17 protein-coding genes are annotated in these 18,777 nt (G+C 57.9%); 11 read left to right on the top strand and 6 right to left on the bottom strand.

Features of this window, described 5'->3' with window-relative positions:
• The first annotated feature begins 6 nt into the window (after positions 1 to 6).
• Together YERSI8AC_RS24230 and YERSI8AC_RS24225 are read left to right on the top strand one after the other, a co-directional pair.
• The gene (locus tag YERSI8AC_RS24230) at positions 7 to 891 is read left to right on the top strand and encodes an isocitrate lyase/PEP mutase family protein (RefSeq protein WP_159177794.1); all 885 of its coding nucleotides are present in this window, start codon (positions 7 to 9) and stop codon (positions 889 to 891) included.
• Positions 888 to 1,874, top strand: a complete 987-nt coding sequence (locus tag YERSI8AC_RS24225; RefSeq protein WP_141440259.1) for a C-terminal binding protein — start codon at positions 888 to 890, stop codon at positions 1,872 to 1,874. The genes YERSI8AC_RS24230 and YERSI8AC_RS24225 overlap by 4 nt, the downstream gene beginning before the upstream one ends.
• On the opposite strand, the gene YERSI8AC_RS24220 is transcribed toward YERSI8AC_RS24225, so the two are convergent.
• The 6 genes from YERSI8AC_RS24220 to YERSI8AC_RS24195 form a co-directional block, all read right to left on the bottom strand.
• Positions 1,864 to 2,577, bottom strand: coding sequence for a GntR family transcriptional regulator (locus tag YERSI8AC_RS24220; protein ID WP_159177793.1), 714 nt, complete (start codon positions 2,575 to 2,577; stop codon positions 1,864 to 1,866). The two genes, YERSI8AC_RS24225 and YERSI8AC_RS24220, sit on opposite strands and share 11 nt — an antisense overlap.
• A gap of 198 nt (positions 2,578 to 2,775) precedes the next feature.
• Positions 2,776 to 3,651, bottom strand: coding sequence for a shikimate dehydrogenase family protein (locus tag YERSI8AC_RS24215; protein ID WP_159177792.1), 876 nt, complete (start codon positions 3,649 to 3,651; stop codon positions 2,776 to 2,778).
• Entirely contained in the window at positions 3,648 to 5,534 is a 1,887-nt protein-coding gene (locus tag YERSI8AC_RS24210) for a bifunctional sugar phosphate isomerase/epimerase/4-hydroxyphenylpyruvate dioxygenase family protein (protein ID WP_159177791.1), read from the bottom strand. The genes YERSI8AC_RS24215 and YERSI8AC_RS24210 overlap by 4 nt, the downstream gene beginning before the upstream one ends.
• 28 nt (positions 5,535 to 5,562) lie before the next feature.
• Positions 5,563 to 6,828, bottom strand: coding sequence for a TRAP transporter large permease (locus YERSI8AC_RS24205; protein ID WP_201304265.1), 1,266 nt, complete (start codon positions 6,826 to 6,828; stop codon positions 5,563 to 5,565).
• Positions 6,825 to 7,322 carry a TRAP transporter small permease gene (locus tag YERSI8AC_RS24200; protein WP_039857768.1) on the bottom strand — a complete coding sequence of 166 codons (498 nt, stop codon included), beginning with the start codon at positions 7,320 to 7,322 and terminating at the stop codon, positions 6,825 to 6,827. The genes YERSI8AC_RS24205 and YERSI8AC_RS24200 overlap by 4 nt, the downstream gene beginning before the upstream one ends.
• A gap of 87 nt (positions 7,323 to 7,409) precedes the next feature.
• The gene (locus tag YERSI8AC_RS24195; protein WP_009286279.1) at positions 7,410 to 8,456 is read right to left on the bottom strand and encodes a DctP family TRAP transporter solute-binding subunit; all 1,047 of its coding nucleotides are present in this window, start codon (positions 8,454 to 8,456) and stop codon (positions 7,410 to 7,412) included.
• A 168-nt stretch (positions 8,457 to 8,624) separates the two neighbouring features.
• Between YERSI8AC_RS24195 and YERSI8AC_RS24190 the strand changes: the two genes are divergently transcribed.
• The 9 genes from YERSI8AC_RS24190 to tssI all read left to right on the top strand — a co-directional run bounded on the left by YERSI8AC_RS24190 (position 8,625) and on the right by tssI (position 18,776).
• On the top strand, positions 8,625 to 9,290 hold the full coding sequence (locus YERSI8AC_RS24190; protein WP_138799602.1) for a TetR/AcrR family transcriptional regulator: 666 nt from the start codon (positions 8,625 to 8,627) through the stop codon (positions 9,288 to 9,290).
• A 198-nt stretch (positions 9,291 to 9,488) separates the two neighbouring features.
• A complete protein-coding gene (locus YERSI8AC_RS24185) occupies positions 9,489 to 10,817 on the top strand; it encodes a class-II fumarase/aspartase family protein (protein WP_159177790.1) in 1,329 nt (442 codons plus the stop codon).
• A 175-nt stretch (positions 10,818 to 10,992) separates the two neighbouring features.
• Entirely contained in the window at positions 10,993 to 11,826 is an 834-nt protein-coding gene (locus YERSI8AC_RS24180) for a CoA transferase subunit A (protein WP_009286278.1), read from the top strand.
• On the top strand, positions 11,826 to 12,599 hold the full coding sequence (locus YERSI8AC_RS24175; protein ID WP_009286277.1) for a CoA-transferase subunit beta: 774 nt from the start codon (positions 11,826 to 11,828) through the stop codon (positions 12,597 to 12,599). The genes YERSI8AC_RS24180 and YERSI8AC_RS24175 overlap by 1 nt, the downstream gene beginning before the upstream one ends.
• Before the next feature lie 26 nt (positions 12,600 to 12,625).
• Positions 12,626 to 13,828, top strand: a complete 1,203-nt coding sequence (gene pcaF, locus YERSI8AC_RS24170; RefSeq protein WP_159178000.1) for a 3-oxoadipyl-CoA thiolase — start codon at positions 12,626 to 12,628, stop codon at positions 13,826 to 13,828.
• Between the two features lie 11 nt (positions 13,829 to 13,839).
• Complete coding sequence (locus tag YERSI8AC_RS24165) at positions 13,840 to 15,009, top strand: alpha/beta fold hydrolase (RefSeq protein WP_159177789.1); 1,170 nt, start codon at positions 13,840 to 13,842, stop codon at positions 15,007 to 15,009.
• 33 nt (positions 15,010 to 15,042) lie between these two features.
• Positions 15,043 to 15,774 carry a protocatechuate 3,4-dioxygenase subunit beta gene (gene pcaH / locus YERSI8AC_RS24160; protein WP_159177788.1) on the top strand — a complete coding sequence of 244 codons (732 nt, stop codon included), beginning with the start codon at positions 15,043 to 15,045 and terminating at the stop codon, positions 15,772 to 15,774.
• A gap of 11 nt (positions 15,775 to 15,785) precedes the next feature.
• Positions 15,786 to 16,418 (top strand): protocatechuate 3,4-dioxygenase subunit alpha, encoded by a 633-nt coding sequence (gene pcaG / locus YERSI8AC_RS24155; protein WP_170834125.1) that lies wholly within the window; start codon positions 15,786 to 15,788, stop codon positions 16,416 to 16,418.
• A gap of 393 nt (positions 16,419 to 16,811) precedes the next feature.
• Positions 16,812 to 18,776, top strand: a complete 1,965-nt coding sequence (tssI, locus tag YERSI8AC_RS24150; RefSeq protein ID WP_159177787.1) for a type VI secretion system Vgr family protein — start codon at positions 16,812 to 16,814, stop codon at positions 18,774 to 18,776.
• The last annotated feature ends 1 nt before the right edge of the window (position 18,777 follow it).

Below are 18,777 nucleotides of genomic sequence, written 5' to 3'. Positions count from 1 at the left end.
TGCCCAATGACTGACACACGGCCAACTACCCAGGCTGCTCTTCTCAGATCCCTTATTGCCAAGGGCGATATCGTCGCCGCACCCGGTGCCCCCGACTCGCTGTCGGCGCGGCTGGTCGAGCGTGCCGGCTTCCCCGCTATTTACATGACGGGCTTCGGCGCCACTGCTAGCCGTCTGGGCATGCCGGATATCGGGCTTTTATCCCAGTCCGAGATGACCGAGCACGCCCGCAACATGGTGCGCGCGGTCAATATCCCGATCATCGCCGATGCCGATACCGGCTACGGCGGCCCCAACAATATCTATCGCACCGTGCAGGAGTACCTGCAAGCGGGTGTTGCGGCGATACACCTGGAAGATCAGGAAGCGCCCAAGCGCTGCGGTCAGCGCGCGGGTGTTCGCCTGATTGACGCCGAGGCCAACGCGCGGCGCTTGAAAGGCGCTGTCGCCGCCCGAGGCAATCAGGACATGCTGATCATCGGGCGTACCGATGCGATGCCCGCCGCTGGCCCCGAGGAAGCGATTCGCCGCGCCAAGATGTACCAGGATGCAGGCGTCGACCTGGTATTTGTCGACGGTATCAAGACCATCGCTGAAATCGAAGCGGTGGCCAAAGCGGTCGAAGGGCCAAAGGTCGTGTCGATTGTAGACGGCAACGAAACCGTCAAGCTCGACCGGGCCACGCTGCAGGAGATGGGATTTTCGGTCGTGTTCTACGCGGTCACGCTTCTCTTCACTGCCAGCAAGGCCATGGAGAACGCGCTGGTTCGCCTTCGCGACGACGGCACGCCCGCCAATGTCGGCGACCAGCACAACTACAGTCAGTTCACCGATATCGTCAATCAAGACTTCTTTAACAGATTTGACGACCAGTATGGAGCGCGTTCATGAGTCCCAAGATCGTTGTCACCGATTTCGAATTTCCCGATTTGGCCCCAGAGCGGGCGGTCATCGAAGCGGCGGGTTTCGAGCTGGTGGAAGCCCAGTGCAAGACCGAAGCCGAGGCCATTGCAGCCTGCGCCGATGCGGATGCCATTATTAATCAGTATTGCCAACTGACAGCAGGGGTAATCGATAAACTAGAGCGTTGTCAGGTTATCTCTCGTTACGGTATTGGGCTGAACACTATTGATGTGTCGCGTGCCACCGAATCTGGCATCTATGTTGCCAATGTGCCAGACGGCTCATTGGAAGAGGTATCGGATCATGCGATTGCACTCATGATGGCGCTGAAACGAGGCATTGGCACCTATGATCGAGCCTTAAGAGCAGGTACATGGGACTACACCGTTGCCAAGCCACTATCGCGGTTACGTGGGCAAACATTGGGCTTTCTTAGCTTCGGTCAAATTGCTCAGCGTATGGCACACAAGATGTCGAATTTTGGTTTGCGTATTATTGCGCATGACCCATACGCCGATGTAGCTGTTGCGAAGGCCGCAGGTGTTGAGCTGGTGACTTACGACAAGTTAATCGCTGAATCCGATATCTTGTCAGTACATGTTCCGCTGACCGATGAAACCCGGCACATGATTTCGGATGAACAGTTTGCGGCGATGAAGCCCACGGCGCTAATGCTTAACACCGCCCGCGGCCCAGTGGTTGACGAGGATGCGCTGGTACGTGCACTGAAAGGTGGCCAAATTGCAGGCGCAGGGCTCGATGTGTTTGAAGCCGAACCGATTGGCGCTGATCACCCGCTATTATCGCTGCCCAATGTTATTACTAGCCCGCATTGCGCTTGGTATTCAGAAGGTAGCGAGTTCGAGATTCGCTCAAAGACTGCGCAGAACATCGTCGACGTATTGCAGGGACGTGAGCCGACTTATCTCGCTAATCCGTCCGTCCGCGATATCCTTCGCGTTAAAGCCTGACGGTGGATCGAGCCGGTGCAGAGGCATCATGATCCGTTTCGGATAAGCGTTCGACGGCAACGAGTTGAGTGCGGTGAACATGCGTTTTCAGCACTCTCTCAAACCTAGCCATGTCCTGTTGTTTTAGAGCATCGATGATGTCGCCATGTTCAGTATAGCTGGCCTCGCGACGCTCTTCCCTGGCCGCTGTCAGTACGGTTCGGATTGTCGCTAGTCGTGCTTCGACCAGCATATAGGCGTCCTGTACCAATGCGTTGGAACAGTGTTGGAAGAATGCTTTGTGGAAGGCGGTATCCAGTGCGGCATAGCGCCGGGTGTCACCGCTTTTATGCGCGCTGGCCATTTCATCGAACAGCCCTTGAAGAGTTTGAATCAATGTCTCACCTCCACCTCGCATGGCGAGGGTGCAGGCTTCACGCTCTAGCATTTCACGGTATTCGCACAGCTGACCTATGTCGACGATCGTAGGATTGAAGACAAAACTACCTCGCTTGGGACGGATTTCAACCAAGCCTGTAAATTGCAGTGCGTTTAGCGCATCGCGTACCGGCGAGCGGCTGACACCAAACGTTTCGGCGAGCGACTCTTCTGAGATTTTCTCACCCAAGGTGAACTCACCAGACACAATAGCATCACGAATCCGCTCCATAACAAGTGTTGCCAGGGACTGGGGGCGCTGGATCTTAAGAGGTTTGGGAGCCATAGGTATTCCGCACAGTGGGTGGTGACTGCATCTAGTATGTAAAGTACCACACACCGTAAATCTAAATATAGTTGTGTCGTTTTGTTTCAACTTGGGAGAATTTGATATGGACACCACGGATAACGCGTTCAATACAGAGTTAAAGGGTACGGTTGCCATCATTACAGGAGCAGGTGGTGGTATTGGCGAGGCCCTTGCTTATGAGTTAGAGCGCTGTGGTGCGACTAACTGCTCGATATAATGCGTACGCAGCGGTATTACATGCGGGTCGATCTGTTCAGAGGCGATGCAATCGGCGGTGAAGAAGCGAAACGCATCCACGCCCTGGAACACAAATAGATCCACACCCGACAGTGTTTTGGCGCCCGCCTGCTGGGCGGCGCTTAACAGCTCGGTATGGGCGGGGATGTAAACCGCATCGAAGACCCAATGCTGGGCACCCAGCCCGGCGGTATCGATGGGGCAGCCGGGGTGATTGATATGGCCAATAGGTGAGCAGTTAACCACGCCCTGCCAATGAGGAAGTTCTCGCTGCGCCTGCTCTGGCGTGATGCACGCCGCTTTAATCCCCATGGCGTTAAGATCACGACTGAGGTTCTCAGCCCGGGTGCTGTCATGTTCAAGAATGTGTATGCAACTAACAGAAAGCTCCCCCAGCGCACACGCCACCGCACGGCCCACGCCACCGGCGCCGATCAGTAGAACCTCACCAGCGGGCTGGCTACCGAATGAGTGGCGGTAGGCGCTGATAAAACCGGTGTAATCGGTGTTTTCAGCGCGCAGCCCCTCAGCGTCAAACAGTAGAGTGTTGGCGGTGCCTACCCGCCGTACGCCTTCACCGCGGATATCGGCGAGCTGTGCGGCTTTTTCCTTGAAGGGGAACGTAACATTGGTGCCCCGGTACCCCTCGTCACGCAGCCTTCGTATCGCGCTGGAAAAATCAAAATCCGTCGCTCCCCGGCTATCGACTAAATCGTAACGTACCGGCTCGCCCAACGACGCACCCAGGCGCTCGTGCAAATCGGGAGATTGCGATTTAGCAATGCCTTCGCCTACCAGTCCAAGTTTGATCATGTTTGGCTCTCTCCCGAGTCGTGGTTTGGCGTTTCTTGGGCAATACCATCAATTTTCGCTTCCAAGCGCTGCTGCGCGGTGACGCGCACAAAAGCATTCGGCGCACCCAGCCCTTGGTACCCCTCACGCTGCACCAGCTCAAAGAAGAACGCTTGACGGCCGGGTTGGGTATACAGCTGATGGAAGTCGCCGTCGCTGTCCTGATCAAAGAGAATGTGGTGTTCTTGCATCCATTGCAGGGTTTGCGCCGGTAGGTCGAAGCGCGCGGTCAGGTCGCGGTAGTAATTCCCGGGGATTGGCAGTACCGGCGTGCCCGCCTGCTGCAGCGCAGCACTGGTGTCGCGCATGGCGTTGGTGCGCAGGGCGACATGGTGAATCCCCGAGCCGCCGTATTGGCGCACAAAGCGGTTGCTGGCGGTATCCGGCGAGGCACTGGCGTTAAGCGCCAGACGAAAGCGGCCGTTGTAGTTCTGCAGCACTTGGCTTTGGATCAGCCCGCGGGGGTCGGTGACATCGAAGGAGGGTGTTGGCGCCAGCTGGAAAATAGCGCGGTACTGCAGCATCAGCGAGAGGTAGTCGTGGTAGGAGAGCGCCACGCTGATATGGTCGATATCCACCAGTGCGCCCTGGGGAACCGGTTGCACATCGACAGGGAACTCGCGATCCCAGGTGCGGCTAAGCTGCGAGTCGTCAATAATGTAGGAGAGGCTGCCATCCACATTACGCAGCGCGCTCATACGGTGGCTGGCGCCAACTTCTTCAGGCTCGACAATATCGTAGCCAAGTTTGTCTGCACGCTTAAACGCCTCATAGGCATTTGCCACGCGCAGGCCAATCGCCGTTACTGCGGTGGCATCACGTCCTGGCGTGCGGCCGGTAAAGCTCGATTCGGCATTGAGCACCAGATTGACGTCACCTGCCGCCCAGCGCTCGGCGTTAAGCGTGTGGTGACGCCCCACGCAAGCCATGCCCAGGGCGCTGAGCAGCTCACGCAGCGACGCTAAATCCGCAGGCTCAACGGCGATCTCCAGAAAGGCGACCGACTCGATTGGCTGCGGCGCGGGAATCCCGCTGTCGCCCTGCATGCTGCGCAGCAAGTGGTAGGAACGCAGCCCGTCCCGGGCCGTCTGGTCGCTGTGTCCCATGCGGAACACATCGTTAAAGATCTCGTGGGAGAGCGGGCCGTCGTAACGGGTCTCATCCAACATGGCCATGAACTTATCCATCTGCAGCTCGCCCTGGCCGGGGAAGCAGCGGTAGTGGCGGCTCCACGATAGGTGATCCATGGAGAGACGCGGCGCATCGGCGGTCTGAACCAGAAAGATGCGATCCCCCGGAATGCGACCGATGGTGCCCAGCTCGGTCTGGCGGGAGAAAATATGGAAGGTATCCAGTACCAGGCCGACATTGGGGTGGGCTGCGCGGCGCACCACTTCCCAGCTGTCGCGGTAGTCGTGAATATGGCGGCCCCAGGCCAGTGCTTCATAGGCCACGCGCAGGTTACGCCGCGCGGCACGCTCGCCGAGCTCATAGTAGTCATCGGCGGCGCGGCTTAGCCCCGGTAGTGAGTCGGGATGAACGGTGCTGCATGCCATAAGCAGATCCGTGCCGAGCTCCTCCATCAGGTCAAACTTGTGCTCGGCGCGGTCAAAGGCCCGCTCCCGTGCGCGGCCCTGGAGACCCTCAAAATCGCGGAACGGCTGGAGCGTCACCAGCTTAAGGCCGCGGGAGCGTATCAACTCACCTGCCTCCCGCGGTGTACCGGTGAACGCCGTTAGGTCATTTTCAAACAGCTCAAGCCCCTCAAAGCCGGCTTGAGCAATGGCGTCTACCTTCTCTTCCAGTGATCCGCTTAAGCAAACCGTGGCAATGGATGAGTACATGGCATCACGCTCCTTACATTGAATAGCATCAGTAACCCGCCAGTCGCGGCAGGAAGGTGACCAGTGCGGGGACGAAAGTAATCAGCAGCAGAATCAAAAACTGCACGCCCAGCATCGGCAGAATGCGGCGGATAATTGGCCCCATTCCCACGCCGGAGACGGAGTCTGCGACAAACAGGCAGAGTCCCATGGGCGGCGTGATCAGCCCCATCATCAGATTGAAGATCACCACGATGCCGAAGTGCAGCGGGTCGATACCCAACGCCATGGCAATGGGATGGAGGATCGGCACGAGCACCAAGATCGCCGCTATACCCTCTAAAAACAGTCCCACCACCAACAGGAGCAGAATCACGGCGATCAGGAAGGTCCACTGGGTATCGATACTCATCAGTGCCCACTCGGTGAGCATGTTGGGCACGCGCTCAAACGTTAACACCCAGTTGGCCGCCGCTACGGCGCCCATGATCACCATAATCACCGCGCTGTCGCGCATGGCCCGGGCGAAGATAGCGGGCAGGTTCACCAGTTTGATATTGCGGTAGAGCACCACGCCCAGAATCAGCGCGTAGACCACGGCAAAGGCTGCCGCCTCGGTGGGCGTGACGATACCGGCAAGAATGGCCCCGACCACAAACACTGGCATGAGCGCAGGCAGCAGGCCGTGGAGAAGGGCGTGGCGGCGCGACTGCTGTTTTGATTGGGTGGCGCCAAGGTCACCGGCAAAAAAGTAGACGTAGACGGAGAGCCCCAATGCCAGCAAAAAGCCCGGCACAATACCAGCCAAAAACAGTCCCGGTACCGACACACCCGACACCGTCAGTGCATAGATAATCACCGGAATACTGGGTGGAATAATCGGGCCAATGACCGAAGAGGCAGCTGTGAGCGCAGCGGCAAAATCCCGGGGGTAGCCCTCTTTTTCCATTGACGGTATAAACACCCGCCCTAACGCGGAGGTGTCGGCAATCGCCGAACCGGAAAGACCCGCAAAAATCACCGAGGCCCAGATATTGACGTGTGCCAGCCCCGCCTTTAGGCGGCCGACAATGGCGGTGGCCAGGTTAATAATTCGATGGGTGATACCCGCTTCGTTCATCAGCTCGCCGGCCAGAATAAACAGCGGGATCGCCAGCAGTGGGAAGGACTCCATACCGCCGAAAAACTGCTGCGAGACGATACGGATGTGGTAGGGCAAATCGCCGGTACTCATTAACACCGTCAATGAGCCGAGGATGGCAAAGGCAAACGGCACCCCGAGCAGTACGAGGGCTAAAAGTAGTATAAAAATCATGATGAAGCCTCCTCACCACGCTGATCACACAGACGCAGCGCGCCCATTACCAGTGCAGAGAGACAGAGCAGCGCGCCACCGATGAGCATGGAGGCTTGAAACAGCCACATTGGCATTCCTGTGCTCGACGAGGTGCGGCCTCCGCGGGAGGCGATAAACTCAACGGCTGACACCATCAAGCCAATGCCCACTACTAGCACTATTAGGTCGACAGCCACGGCTTGCCAGCGCACCCAGCGCGGCGGCAGCAAGCGACGAATAAGGTCAAACCCGATGTGCTTGTCCTGTAGGTACGCCCAGGACATGCCAAACATCAGCCCGTAAATCATCAGGTAGATGGCGGTATCTTCTCCCCAGGTAATGGAGCCGCCAAAGGTGTATCGCGCAAAGGCATTGCCTGCGACCAGCAGAAAAATCAGCACCATGGCAAGCCCTGCCAAGCTGCCATTGAACAGGATCAGACCGCGGTGTAACCGGGCGAGAAGAGGAGACATAAGAGCACCTTCGATCGATAGTCAGGCACGCAGGGTTGCGAGTGAACCTCCGAAGGCCCACTCGCAAGCGCTTTGGTTCGGCGGGGATTAGAAGCGCGCGGAAGCCTCTTCCACAGCGGAAGAAAGGCGCTCGATCCACTCTGCGTCATCGCCAAGTTCTTCTGTCAGGTACGCCTGAACCGGTGGCTGGGCGGCTTCGCGGAAGGCCTCCATCTGCTCAGCAGTGGGCTGGGTGATCTCCATACCCTCCGCTTCCAGTTTGGTGATCCCCTCTGCCGAATTGAACTGCTGAATGGCACGGCCGGTAGTGCCGGCGACCACAGCGGCGCGCTTCACCGCGGCTTGCTCCTCTTCGCTAAGCGACTGAAATATCTCATCGTTGATCAGCAGGTGATCCACGCCGTAAACGTGACGATCCAGGGTCAAATAATCCTGAAACTCATAGAAGTTATTGCCGTAGATCACTGAGATGGGGTTCTCCTGGCCATCGACTACGCCGGTGGCAAGGGCCGTTGGCACCTCTCCCCAGGCGATGCCCTGAGGCTCTCCACCTAAAGCACTGACCATTTCCAAGTAGAGCGGAATAGTCTGCACGCGGAACTTCAGGCCCTGCATATCCTCAGGCGAGTTGATCGGGCGCACGGAGTTGGTGAAGTGGCGGAAGCCCGTTTCGCCGTAAGCCAGTGTGCGTAGGCCAGTCTGTTGCAAGCAGTGTTCGGCTAGTGCTGTACCAAACTCGCCGTCCATTACTTGCCACGCCACTGGCGCTGACGGGAAGGTGTAAGGGATATCCGTTACGGCGACCGCCGGGCAGAAATTAGCGTAGGCGCCGGAGACCATCGCAATGCTGATGGTGCCATCCTGGGCGCCTTCAATCAGCTCGGTTTCACCGCCTAGTGAGCCAGCGGGGTAGAGCTCCACGGTGAGATCAGTTTCGGCTTCCACCAGGTTTTTAAACACCTGACCAGCTGCGCCTTTTTTCGAAGTAGTCCAGTCATCTGGGTCAACGTGGGCGAAGCGTAGCGTCTGGGCAGAGGCGTTTGCGGCAGTCACTAGCGTGGCAGCGGCGATGGCGGCTGCTAGCGTGCGCTTCATGGACGTTTGTTTTAGTGCAAACAGTGGGTGTAGAGACATTGTTGTTGTCCTCTTATTGGGCTGTTGTCATGGGGTCTGGAGAAGCCTTCGGTCTTGGCGTGCTTGGCTCTTCCATCCTTTCCTGAGCAACAATGTACGAAATGGTACGTTCAGTCAAGCTATGGCATACTAGACAAAAGACGACCACGACAATAAAAGGCACGCTCTATGACAGCCCCTTCGACCAAGGCCAACCCCCCTGCCGCGCGGCGACGGCGTAAAAATGATCCCGAATCCGTGCGCGCCGATATTCTTGCGGTGGCTACCCGCGAATTCTCAGAAAAAGGCCTCTCTGGGGCCCGGATCGATGAGATTGCCGAGAAAACACGCGCCTCTAAGCGCATGATTTACTACTACTTTAATGATAAAGAGACGCTCTACCTACACACCTTGGAAGCCGCCTACCAGAAAGTGCGCCTGCAGGAGGCCGAGCTGGATCTTGACCACCTGGCCCCGCTCGAGGCGCTTAGCCGACTGGTGCGTTTTACCTTCTGCCACCACGCCAAAAACCCTGACTTTATTCGCCTGGTAATGATCGAAAATATTCATCATGGCCGCTTTTTAGCGCAGTCAGAGTTGATTCAATCACTCAATGCCGGGGTGATTGATGTACTCACCAACGTTTATATCCGCGGTGTAGAAGAGGGTTGTTTTCGTGAAGGCTTGGATCCTCGGGAACTGCACTGGCTGATTAGCGCGCTGTCGTTTTTCAATGTCTCAAACCAGCATACTTTTTCGCGGATTTTTGATTGGCACCAAGCCGCGCCTGAGAACCAGCAAAAATTAGAGGAGCATGTTACCGAGATGGTGCTGCGTTACGTGCGTCCTGAATAAGCAACGCCTCAATTGTAGTCAAGAGTCAGCACATGTTGATCCGCAAGCTTGCCTTCCGAAGCAGGGCGACGCTTGTGAGTTCACGCCTACCTAGTTAACGTACAGTTCGAATAGCGAACATATGTACAATTTTGTCTTGAGCCATGCTTTTTGAGCTATTTTTAGGCTCAGGACAGCGTTAATAGGAAGCCTACCGCCATGCCCTCTGCATTTTTAAAACACCCTTTCATGAGCCAGCGAGCCGTTGCCGAGTGCGACGATGACGCCATGGTGCGTGCCATGTTGGCCTTTGAGTTGGCCTTAGCGGAAGTGCAAGAAGCCAGCGGAGCCGTGCCTGACGGGATTAGCCAGCAAATGCGTGAGCAGCTTGAGCACGCCCACTTGTCTGTTTCTGAGATCGCCGATGGCATCGCCAGCGGTGGCAATGTTGCGATTCCTTTCGTCAAGCAGAGCCGTGCGCTCCTTGCCAATGACCTCAAGCGCTACTGGCACCAGGGGGCGACGAGTCAGGACGTAGTCGACTCCGCGCTGATGCTGCTGCTTAAGCCACGCTTGGCGGCGCTAGACGAGTTACTGCTGCGCTGTCGATCAGCGGCGTTAAAACTAATGGACACTCACATCGACACGCCTATGGTGGGGCGCACCCTAATGCAGCAGGCGCTGCCGATCACCTTTGGAGTGAAGGTGGCCCACTGGGCAATTGGCCTGGAGCAGAGCCGCCGCCGTTTGGATGAGGTGGAACTGCCCGTTCAGTTTGGTGGCGCGGTGGGGGCACACTCGGGCTGGGACACCCTAGGACTAGAGTGGATGGATGCGCTGGCCGGACGGTTAGGCTTGGCGGTGCCGGTGCTGCCCTGGCATACCGACCGCTACCCGATTCATGCCCTTGGCACGGCATTAGACGCTGTCGCCGGCGCCGCTGAAAAAATCGCCCTGGATGTATCTCTGCTCACCCAAACCGAAGTCGGTGAAGTGGCAGAGCCCTCTGCGCCGGGAATGGGGGAGTCGTCATCCATGCCCCATAAGCGTAACCCGGTACGCAGTGCGCTGATTCGCGGCGCGGCGCGGCAAGTGCATGGTCACACCAGCGTATTGATCAACGCCACCGCCCAGCCGCTGGAGCGCGGGCTAGGCGAGTGGCATGCGGAGTGGGCGCCGCTGATGGAGAGCGCTCTGCTGGTAGAGGGTGCATTAGAGCAAGTGGCCGTGTTGCTGGAAGGACTCGAAGTCTACCCCGACAACATGTGGCGCAACCTGGCAGCCACCGGCGGCGGCATCATGGCTGAGCCAGTCGCACGTTTGCTGGCGCCTACGCTAGGCGTGGAGAAAGCTAAAGCGGTTAGCGCTGAAGCGGCAGAAACCTCACGCCGGGAAGCACGCCCCTATTCAGAGGTGCTTGCCGAACATTCTGATGTAAAAGGAACCGTAGACCCCGATGCGCTGAGTAACGCCTGCGACCCCGCTTTATACCTTGGTAGCAGCGCCGCCCAGGTCACTCGTGCCAAAAAATGGTTAGCAGCGCAATAAGCGTATTTAAAAACAAAGTGTTACGTTTAGGTTTGGCGTGGTGGGTGGATTCAGCAGGGTAATTAGGTAAGCACCAATGGGTTTGACCCTATTAGCGTTCAGCAGTAGATTGTTCGTATAGAGGATCTATGTTCGCTTAACGAACATTTCTGCTAATCGCTAAGAGGCACCCATCATGGCCGAGTTTCTCAGCTTGCATGACGCGGTAGCGCGCTACGTCCAAGACGGCGCCACCGTGGCCATGGAAGGTTTTACCCACCTGATTCCGTTTGCCGCCGGTCACGAAGTGATCCGTCAGAAAAAGCGCGACCTGACGCTGATCCGCATGACCCCCGATATCATCTACGATCAGATGATTGGCGCGGGCTGCGCTAAAAAGGTGATCTTCTCCTGGGGTGGCAACCCCGGTGTGGGATCGCTTCACCGCTTGCGCGATGCGGTCGAGAAAGGCTGGCCGCGCAAGATCGAGATTCTGGAGCATAGTCATGCGGCCATGGCCTGTGCATTTGAAGCCGGTGCGGCAGGTTTACCGTTGGCAGTTTTTCGCGGCTACATCGGCAGCGAGCTGCCCAGCGTCAACGATCAAATCAAATTCATCGAGTGCCCGTTTACCGGGGAGCGTCTAGCGGCCGTGCCGTCGGTGCGCCCGGATGTCTCGATCATTCACGCTCAGCGTGCGGATCGTCAGGGCAATGTGCTGGTGGAAGGGATCGTTGGTGTGCAGAAAGAGGCGGTACTGGCGGCCAAACACAGTATCGTCACGGTGGAGGAGATCGTCGATGACCTCAACGCCCACCCCAACGCCTGTGTGATTCCTAGCTGGGCTATCAGCGCCATTGCGGTAGCCGAGAAAGGCGCGCTGCCCTCGTACACCCACGGCTATTACGGCCGTAGCAACCGCTTCTATAAAGAGTGGGATGCCATCGCCCGCGATCGCGACACCTTTACCCAGTGGCTCGACGACAACGTTTTTAATGCTGCCCAAAATCATGCAGGGGAGAACAGCTAATGAGTCTCGAATATACCTCTTCTGAAATGATGTCGGTGACCGCCGCGCGGGCGCTGGAAAATGGTATGACCTGCTTTGTGGGTATCGGGCTGCCCTCGGAAGCCGCCAACCTGGCACGGCTGACCCACGCCCCCGATGTAGTGCTGATTTATGAGTCTGGCACACTGCAGACCAAGCCCGATATTCTGCCGTTATCTATTGGCGATGGTGAGCTGTGCGAATCGGCGCTCACCACCGTGGCGGTGCCAGAGATGTTCCGCTACTGGCTGCAGGGCGGCAAGGTCGACGTGGGCTTTTTAGGTACCGCGCAAATCGACCGCTTTGCTAACCTGAATACCACGCTGATCGGCGATTACAAAGCGCCCAAGGTTCGCCTGCCGGGCGGCGGCGGTGCGCCGGAAATTGCCACCAACGCCGGTGAAGTGTTTATCACCCTGAAACACTCCAAGCGCGCCTTTGTGAAAGATGTCGACTTCGTCACCACCCTTGGCTTTGGCCGCGACGGCAAAGGCCGCGACAACGTACCCAATATCGGCAAGGGGCCCACCCGGGTAATCACCGACCTGTGCGTGATGAAGCCCGACCCTGAGACCAAAGAGCTGGTAGTCGTCTCTCTGCACCCTGGCGTTAGCTGTGAAGATGTCGTTGATGCCACCGGCTGGGAAGTCCGCTTTGCCGAGCAGCTTGAGAGCACCCCAGAGCCCAGCGAAAATGAGCTGACGATTTTGCGTGAGCTGAAAGCACGCACTGAGCGGGCCCACGCGGACGCATAAAGGAGCTATTTATGAGCGATGTTGTGATGCAAGACGTCTTTCTATGTCATCCCCGCCGCACCGCTGTTGGACGCTTTGGTGGCACCCTGGCCAGCGTGCGCCCGGATGATTTCGCCGCGACGATTTTTAAAGCCGTACTGGCAGAAGCGCCGGATCTCGACCCTGCTGCCATTGAAGAAGTCTTTATGGGCTGCGCCAACCAGGCCGGGGAAGATAACCGTAACGTGGCGCGCATGTCGTCGCTGCTGGCGGGCATTCCTACCTCGGTGCCCGGCACGACCATGAACCGCCTGTGCGGCTCGGGTATGGATGCGGTGGGTACGGCGTTTCGTGCCATTAAAGCCGGTGAAATGGAGTTGGCGCTGGCAGGCGGCGTGGAGTCCATGTCCCGCGCGCCCTACGTGATGGGCAAGGCCGATAGCGCCTTCGCCCGCGGGCAAAAAATTGAAGACACCACCATTGGTTGGCGCTTGGTCAATCCGCTGATGAAGAAAACCTACGGCATTGATTCCATGCCGGAGACCGCAGAGAACGTCGCCGAGCAGTTCACTATCTCTCGTGAAGACCAGGACGCCTTTGCCCTGCGCTCCCAGCAGAAAGCTGCTGCCGCTCAAAAAGCGGGGCGTTTTGCTCAAGAAATCACCGCCATTGAGATCCCGCGCCGCAAGCAGGAGCCGCTGATCTTTGATCAGGATGAGCATCTGCGGGAAACCACGCTGGAAAAACTGGCGGGCCTACCTACTCCTTTCCGTGACGGCGGCAGCGTGACCGCAGGCAATGCGTCGGGCGTTAACGACGGCGCGGCGGCGATGCTGGTGGCCAGTGAAGCAGCGGTTAAACAGCACGGTCTTAAACCGATGGCGAAAATTATCGGCATGGCCACGGCAGGTGTAGAGCCGAGGATTATGGGCTACGGGCCGGTGCCGGCAGTGCAGAAACTGCTCAAGCGCACCGGCATCTCGATGGATGAGATAGATGTATTTGAGTTCAACGAAGCATTCGCCGCCCAGGCGCTGGCCTGTATGCGCGACTTGGGCCTTAAAGACGACGACCCTCGCGTCAACCCCAACGGCGGCGCGATTGCCCTGGGGCACCCGCTAGGCATGTCCGGTGCGCGTCTGTTGATGACCGCTGCCCATGAGCTGCAAAACAGCGGCAAGCGCTACGCGCTATGCACCATGTGCGTGGGTGTGGGCCAGGGCATTGCCACACTGATTGAGCGCGTTTAACGGAGGTAGTCATGGCATTTCATACCATCAATGGCCGCAGTGTGGCTTACCGCCTGCTCGGCGCAGAAGTGAATCCGCTGGTCGTGCTGGCGCACCCTTTGGGCATGAGCCAGGCAGTATGGGATGACGTGATTCCCGCACTGCTGCCCCGCTATCGGGTGCTGACCTGGGATCTCCCTGGCCACGGTGCCAGCCAGGCGGTTAGCGGTGAGCAGATCACCCCCGCTGATTTAGCCGCTGAGGCTCTGGCATTGGTAGAGCTGGCGGGCGCGCAGCGCTTTCACTTTGCCGGGACGTCCATTGGCGGTGTGGTGGGGCAGCAGTTGATTGCCGAGCATAGCGACCGTCTGTTCTCTGTCACATTGACCAACACTGGCGCGGTGATCGGTAATCCTGATCTGTGGAATACCCGCGCGGGTCGTGTACGTCAGGAAAGTTTGGCGGCAATGTCTGAAGAGATCGTACCGCGCTGGTTTGCCCCGGCAGCCTTTGAGGCCAGCCCGGCGCTGAAAGCAGGCTGGTGTACACAGATGGGCCGTGGTGACGATGAGTCTTACGCCCAGCTGTGTGAAATGCTTGGCCGCGATACCTTTACTGGCAAGCTCTCAGGTAAGAGCACGAAAGTGCAGCTGTTTGGCGGCAGTGAAGATATGGCCACGCCGCCTGCAACGCTGGAAGCCCTGGCGGCAGAACTCGATGGCGCACCGCTGGAGATTTTTGACGGCGTCGGCCACGTGCCTGCGGTAGAGGCCCCCGCGCTGTTCGCACAAAAGCTCCTCGCCGTGCTGGCAACGGATCTGGGCGATGTGGCCAACCATGGCGTGGCTTACGCCACTGGCCTGGAAACCCGCAAGCAGGTATTGGGAGAAGAGCATGTAGCGCGCTCTACCGCCAACGCCAACAGCCTGGACGCTCCCTTCCAGCAGATGATTACCCGCTTGGCCTGGGGCGAGCTGTGGAGCAACGACGACTTAACCCGCCGTGAACGCAGCATGATCACTACCGGGATTCTCGCTACCCTTGGTCGTGAAGAGCTAACGCTGCACTTAAAAACCGCTAAACGGATTGGCCTAACGGAAGCCGAGCTGCGCCAAGTGCTGATGCACGTGGCGATTTATGGCGGCGTTCCGGCGGCCAACCACGCCTTTGCCCTTGCCAAAGAGCTGGGTTGGGGTGAGTAGCGAATCAAAATAATTGATGAGAGGTAAAGGGCGATGACCCACGACAATAAACGCTTTGTGGCCCGCGACCGCAACTGGCATCCGCCTGCCTACGCGCCGGGTTATAAAACCTCGGTGGCGCGCTCGCCTCAGCAGGCGCTAGTGAGCATGCAGCAGCCAACTGTATCCGAACTGACCGGCCCCGATTTCAGCCACCTGCGCATGGGGCCCCACGATAACGATCTACTGCTGAACTTCCGCCAGGATCCAGGCCAGGGCGGTCTCCCCCAGGGCGAGCGGATTATGATGTTCGGCCGAGTGGTGGATCAGTTTGGTAAGCCGATACCGCACACCCTGGTAGAAATGTGGCAGGCCAATGCGGGCGGGCGCTACCGGCATAAAAACGACAAGTACCTAGCACCGTTAGATCCCAATTTCGGTGGCGTTGGCCGCTGCTTGACCGATGACCAGGGCTTTTACCGTTTCCGTACTATCAAGCCCGGCCCTTATCCCTGGCCGAATGATATGAATAGCTGGCGGCCTGCGCATATTCACGTCTCGGTAACTGGTCCTTCAATCTCCACCCGGTTAATCACTCAGATGTACTTTGAAGGCGACCCGCTGATCCCGCTTTGCCCGATCGTGCATACACTGAAAGACCCGCTCGCGGTTGAGACTATGATTGGACGGCTGGATATGGCCCACAGTAAGCCGATGGACTTCCTTGCCTATCGTTTTGATGTGGTGGTGCGCGGCGAGCTGCAGACCTATTTTGAGAATCAATAAGGGGATACCTCATGAATCAGCCTAATAGCCAGCCGACCAGCGACCTGATGCTAAGGGAAACCGCCTCGCAAACTGCTGGCCCCTACGTGCATATTGGTCTTGCTCTCGCTGCGGCAGGCAACCCGGTGCGCGATGAAGAGATCTGGAACGAGATGGCTAAGCCTGACGCCGAGGGTGAGCATATCGAAGTGGTCGGCATTGTCATCGACGGCAACGGCGATCTGGTGCGCGATGCCTTTATTGAGGCGTGGCAGGCCGATGCTAACGGTGACTACCAAGCCGATTACGACCTTAGCAAACCGTTCAATAGCTTTGGCCGCACCGCGACGACGTTTGATCACGGCAGCGAGTGGTCGTTGACCACCATTAAGCCCGGCGCGGTGAAGCACCCCAGCGGCCAGCCAATGGCGCCGCACATTAACCTCACGCTGTTTGCCCGCGGGGTGAATATTCACCTGCAAACACGGCTCTACTTCGATGATGAAGCTGAAGCGAACGCCCAGTGCCCGGTGCTCACGCGTATCGAATCACCGGCACGCCGCCAGACCCTGATCGCCAAGCGCGAAGAGGTGGAGGGTAAGGTGCGTTATCGCTTTGATATCCGCCTGCAGGGCGAAGGCGAGACGGTGTTTTTTGATTTTTGAGTAGCTATTCTCGCCCCTGCAAAAAAAGCGCTGTGACGTTGTCATGGCGCTTTTTTGTGTGTCTGAGGTGGTATCTACCTACGCATCAAGAGCTCGGTGGTTTGTACCAGTATCCTGAACAGCAGCCTGATGATTAAACGGCACTGGAAGGAAATTTTTGTGTAAGCCATTTCGGAAAATTTTGTAAGAGATCTCTTACAAATATGGTTCCGGCAATATGCATTTGTTTTCCAAACAATTGATTTTGTTTGATTGTTGCTGGTTTTGTATGTTCTAAAACGCTGAGCAGTGCTCAGATCATCCCTGCTGTGTATCTGCCAGCTGTTGCGCCCTCACGGTATCTCGCTACGCTAGCACCACTCATTCGTAATCGACGATCCAAGGAGGGAGGCGATGGCAAACGGCAACGGTCTGTCCTTTACGCTCACACTACCCGGCGTAGACGATGTCGCCGTCGTGGACTTTACCCACCGCGAGGCCCTTTCCGCCCCCTTTGAGCTAACGCTCAATTTTGCCAGTCGCAATGGCCAACTCAATGCCGCCGAGCTGCTGGATCGCAACGCCACGCTTACCGTGTGGCATAGCGGAGAAGCGCTGCGTCACATCCATGGCATAGTTAGCGAATTTTCCCAGGGCGATCGCGGCCACCGCCGCACCTTCTACTCCCTGGTACTGCGCCCTGCGCTGTGGCGGCTTTCGCTACGGCACAACTCGCGTATTTTCCAAAAAGTCACGCCCATCACGATTATCACCACCCTCTGCCAGGAACGCGGCATTAGCGACATAACGTTTGATGTTACGCGCGAGCCCGTCGAACGTGAATATTGTGTTCAGTATCGCGAGACCGACCTCGCCTTTATCGAACGCCTCGCGGCTGAAGAGGGGCTGTTTTACTACCATACCTTTGAAGCAGGATCCCACCGCCTGATCTTTAGCGACGATCCTAAAATGCTCAGCACGCTCGGTGAACGCACCTACCACAGCCGCGCCGGGGGAACGCCGCCCACCCGCCATGTGCGCAAACTGCGCCAGACGGCGCGGGTGGCCAGTTCCTCTGCCATGCTCAAGGACTACACCTTCAAGAACCCTGGCTATGCACAGTTGCATGAGCATCAGGGCCGCGATATTGAGCAGCACGGCCAGCGTGCCGACTATGAACACTACGACTACCCGGGGCGTTATAAGCGGGACGCATCCGGCAAACCGTTTACCCGTACGCGACTTGAATACCTGCGCCGTGAGGCAATCACCGCGCACGCCGAGAGTGACCTACCCGAGCTTGCCCCAGGCATGCGCTTTACCCTCACCGACCACGACGCCGACGCTCTCAACCGCGACTGGCAACTGATCGAGGCCACCCACTACGGCGAACAGCCCCAGGCGCTGGAAGAGGACAGCATCTCCAGTAGCGACAAGGGCGGGATGACCCGCTACTACAACACCCTGGTGCTGGGGCCTGGTGACACGGCCTGGCGGGCAACCCCTAATCCCAAGCCGCGGGTGGACGGCCCTCAGGTGGCGTTTGTGGTGGGGCCGCCAGGGGAAGAGATTTACTGTGACGAGTATGGCCGGGTCAAGGTGCAGTTTCCCTGGGATCGCTACGCGGAGCCTAATGAGAAGGCCAGTTGCTGGGTGCGGGTATCCCAAGGCTGGGCAGGGGCGGGCTACGGCAGTATCGCCATACCGCGGATAGGGCATGAGGTCACGATTTCATTCCTTGAAGGCGATCCGGACCAGCCGCTGATCACCGGGCGCACTTATCATGCCGCTAATACAGCGCCGTACCTACTCCCTGAGCACAAAACCCGCACCACAATCAAAACCCAGACCCACCAAGGCGAAGGCTTCAACGAGCTGTGCTTTGAAGACAAGGCCGGGGAAGAGTTTATCTACATGCATGCTCAGAAAAACCTGGAGCTGCATGTCCTCAACTCCCGCCAGAAGCGGGTCGAATTCGACGACACCGCCACCATTGGCAATAACTCCCATCTGGCCGTCGCCAAGGATCGTGTCGAAACCATCGACGGCAATCGTGATATCACCGTTCGCACTAACCACACCGAACAGGTGGACGGTGATCGCGGGCTAACGGTAGGCGGCAGTTACCAGACCCACGCCAATGGCGATATCACTTTCAAAGCCGATGGCGAGCTGATCCTCGATGCCAGCAAGATCACCCTGGTTGCCGGCGGCGCCGCGCTGGTGGTCGGCGGTGGCAGCGTGGATGTCACCCCGGTACTCAATGTTGGCTCTGCATCGCCCAGCGCGGCGGCACTGCCCAGCATACCCGCCGTGCTGGAAGCCGCTGCAGGGGAAGGCAGCCCGTTTGTCTCCCACTGCCCGCTCGAAGGGGAATAAC

This window comes from Halomonas sp. 113, from assembly GCF_904067645.1.
GTDB lineage: Bacteria > Pseudomonadota > Gammaproteobacteria > Pseudomonadales > Halomonadaceae > Vreelandella > Vreelandella titanicae.
This window is presented reverse-complemented; position numbering and strand designations above follow the sequence as displayed.

Bases quoted from the DNA above. Each gene is read 5' to 3' on its own strand.
- YERSI8AC_RS24210 (WP_159177791.1), bottom strand. From the start codon at position 5,534: ATGTACTCATCCATTGCCACGGTTTGCTTAAGCGGATCACTGGAAGAG.
- YERSI8AC_RS24205 (WP_201304265.1), bottom strand. From the start codon at position 6,828: ATGATTTTTATACTACTTTTAGCCCTCGTACTGCTCGGGGTGCCGTTT.
- YERSI8AC_RS24230 (WP_159177794.1), top strand. From the start codon at position 7: ATGACTGACACACGGCCAACTACCCAGGCTGCTCTTCTCAGATCCCTT.
- YERSI8AC_RS24200 (WP_039857768.1), bottom strand. From the start codon at position 7,322: ATGTCTCCTCTTCTCGCCCGGTTACACCGCGGTCTGATCCTGTTCAAT.
- YERSI8AC_RS24165 (WP_159177789.1), top strand. From the start codon at position 13,840: ATGGCATTTCATACCATCAATGGCCGCAGTGTGGCTTACCGCCTGCTC.
- YERSI8AC_RS24175 (WP_009286277.1), top strand. From the start codon at position 11,826: ATGAGTCTCGAATATACCTCTTCTGAAATGATGTCGGTGACCGCCGCG.
- YERSI8AC_RS24195 (WP_009286279.1), bottom strand. From the start codon at position 8,456: ATGTCTCTACACCCACTGTTTGCACTAAAACAAACGTCCATGAAGCGC.
- YERSI8AC_RS24180 (WP_009286278.1), top strand. From the start codon at position 10,993: ATGGCCGAGTTTCTCAGCTTGCATGACGCGGTAGCGCGCTACGTCCAA.
- pcaH (WP_159177788.1), top strand. From the start codon at position 15,043: ATGACCCACGACAATAAACGCTTTGTGGCCCGCGACCGCAACTGGCAT.
- pcaF (WP_159178000.1), top strand. From the start codon at position 12,626: ATGCAAGACGTCTTTCTATGTCATCCCCGCCGCACCGCTGTTGGACGC.
- YERSI8AC_RS24225 (WP_141440259.1), top strand. From the start codon at position 888: ATGAGTCCCAAGATCGTTGTCACCGATTTCGAATTTCCCGATTTGGCC.
- YERSI8AC_RS24220 (WP_159177793.1), bottom strand. From the start codon at position 2,577: ATGGCTCCCAAACCTCTTAAGATCCAGCGCCCCCAGTCCCTGGCAACA.
- YERSI8AC_RS24185 (WP_159177790.1), top strand. From the start codon at position 9,489: ATGCCCTCTGCATTTTTAAAACACCCTTTCATGAGCCAGCGAGCCGTT.
- YERSI8AC_RS24190 (WP_138799602.1), top strand. From the start codon at position 8,625: ATGACAGCCCCTTCGACCAAGGCCAACCCCCCTGCCGCGCGGCGACGG.
- YERSI8AC_RS24215 (WP_159177792.1), bottom strand. From the start codon at position 3,651: ATGATCAAACTTGGACTGGTAGGCGAAGGCATTGCTAAATCGCAATCT.
- pcaG (WP_170834125.1), top strand. From the start codon at position 15,786: ATGAATCAGCCTAATAGCCAGCCGACCAGCGACCTGATGCTAAGGGAA.
- tssI (WP_159177787.1), top strand. From the start codon at position 16,812: ATGGCAAACGGCAACGGTCTGTCCTTTACGCTCACACTACCCGGCGTA.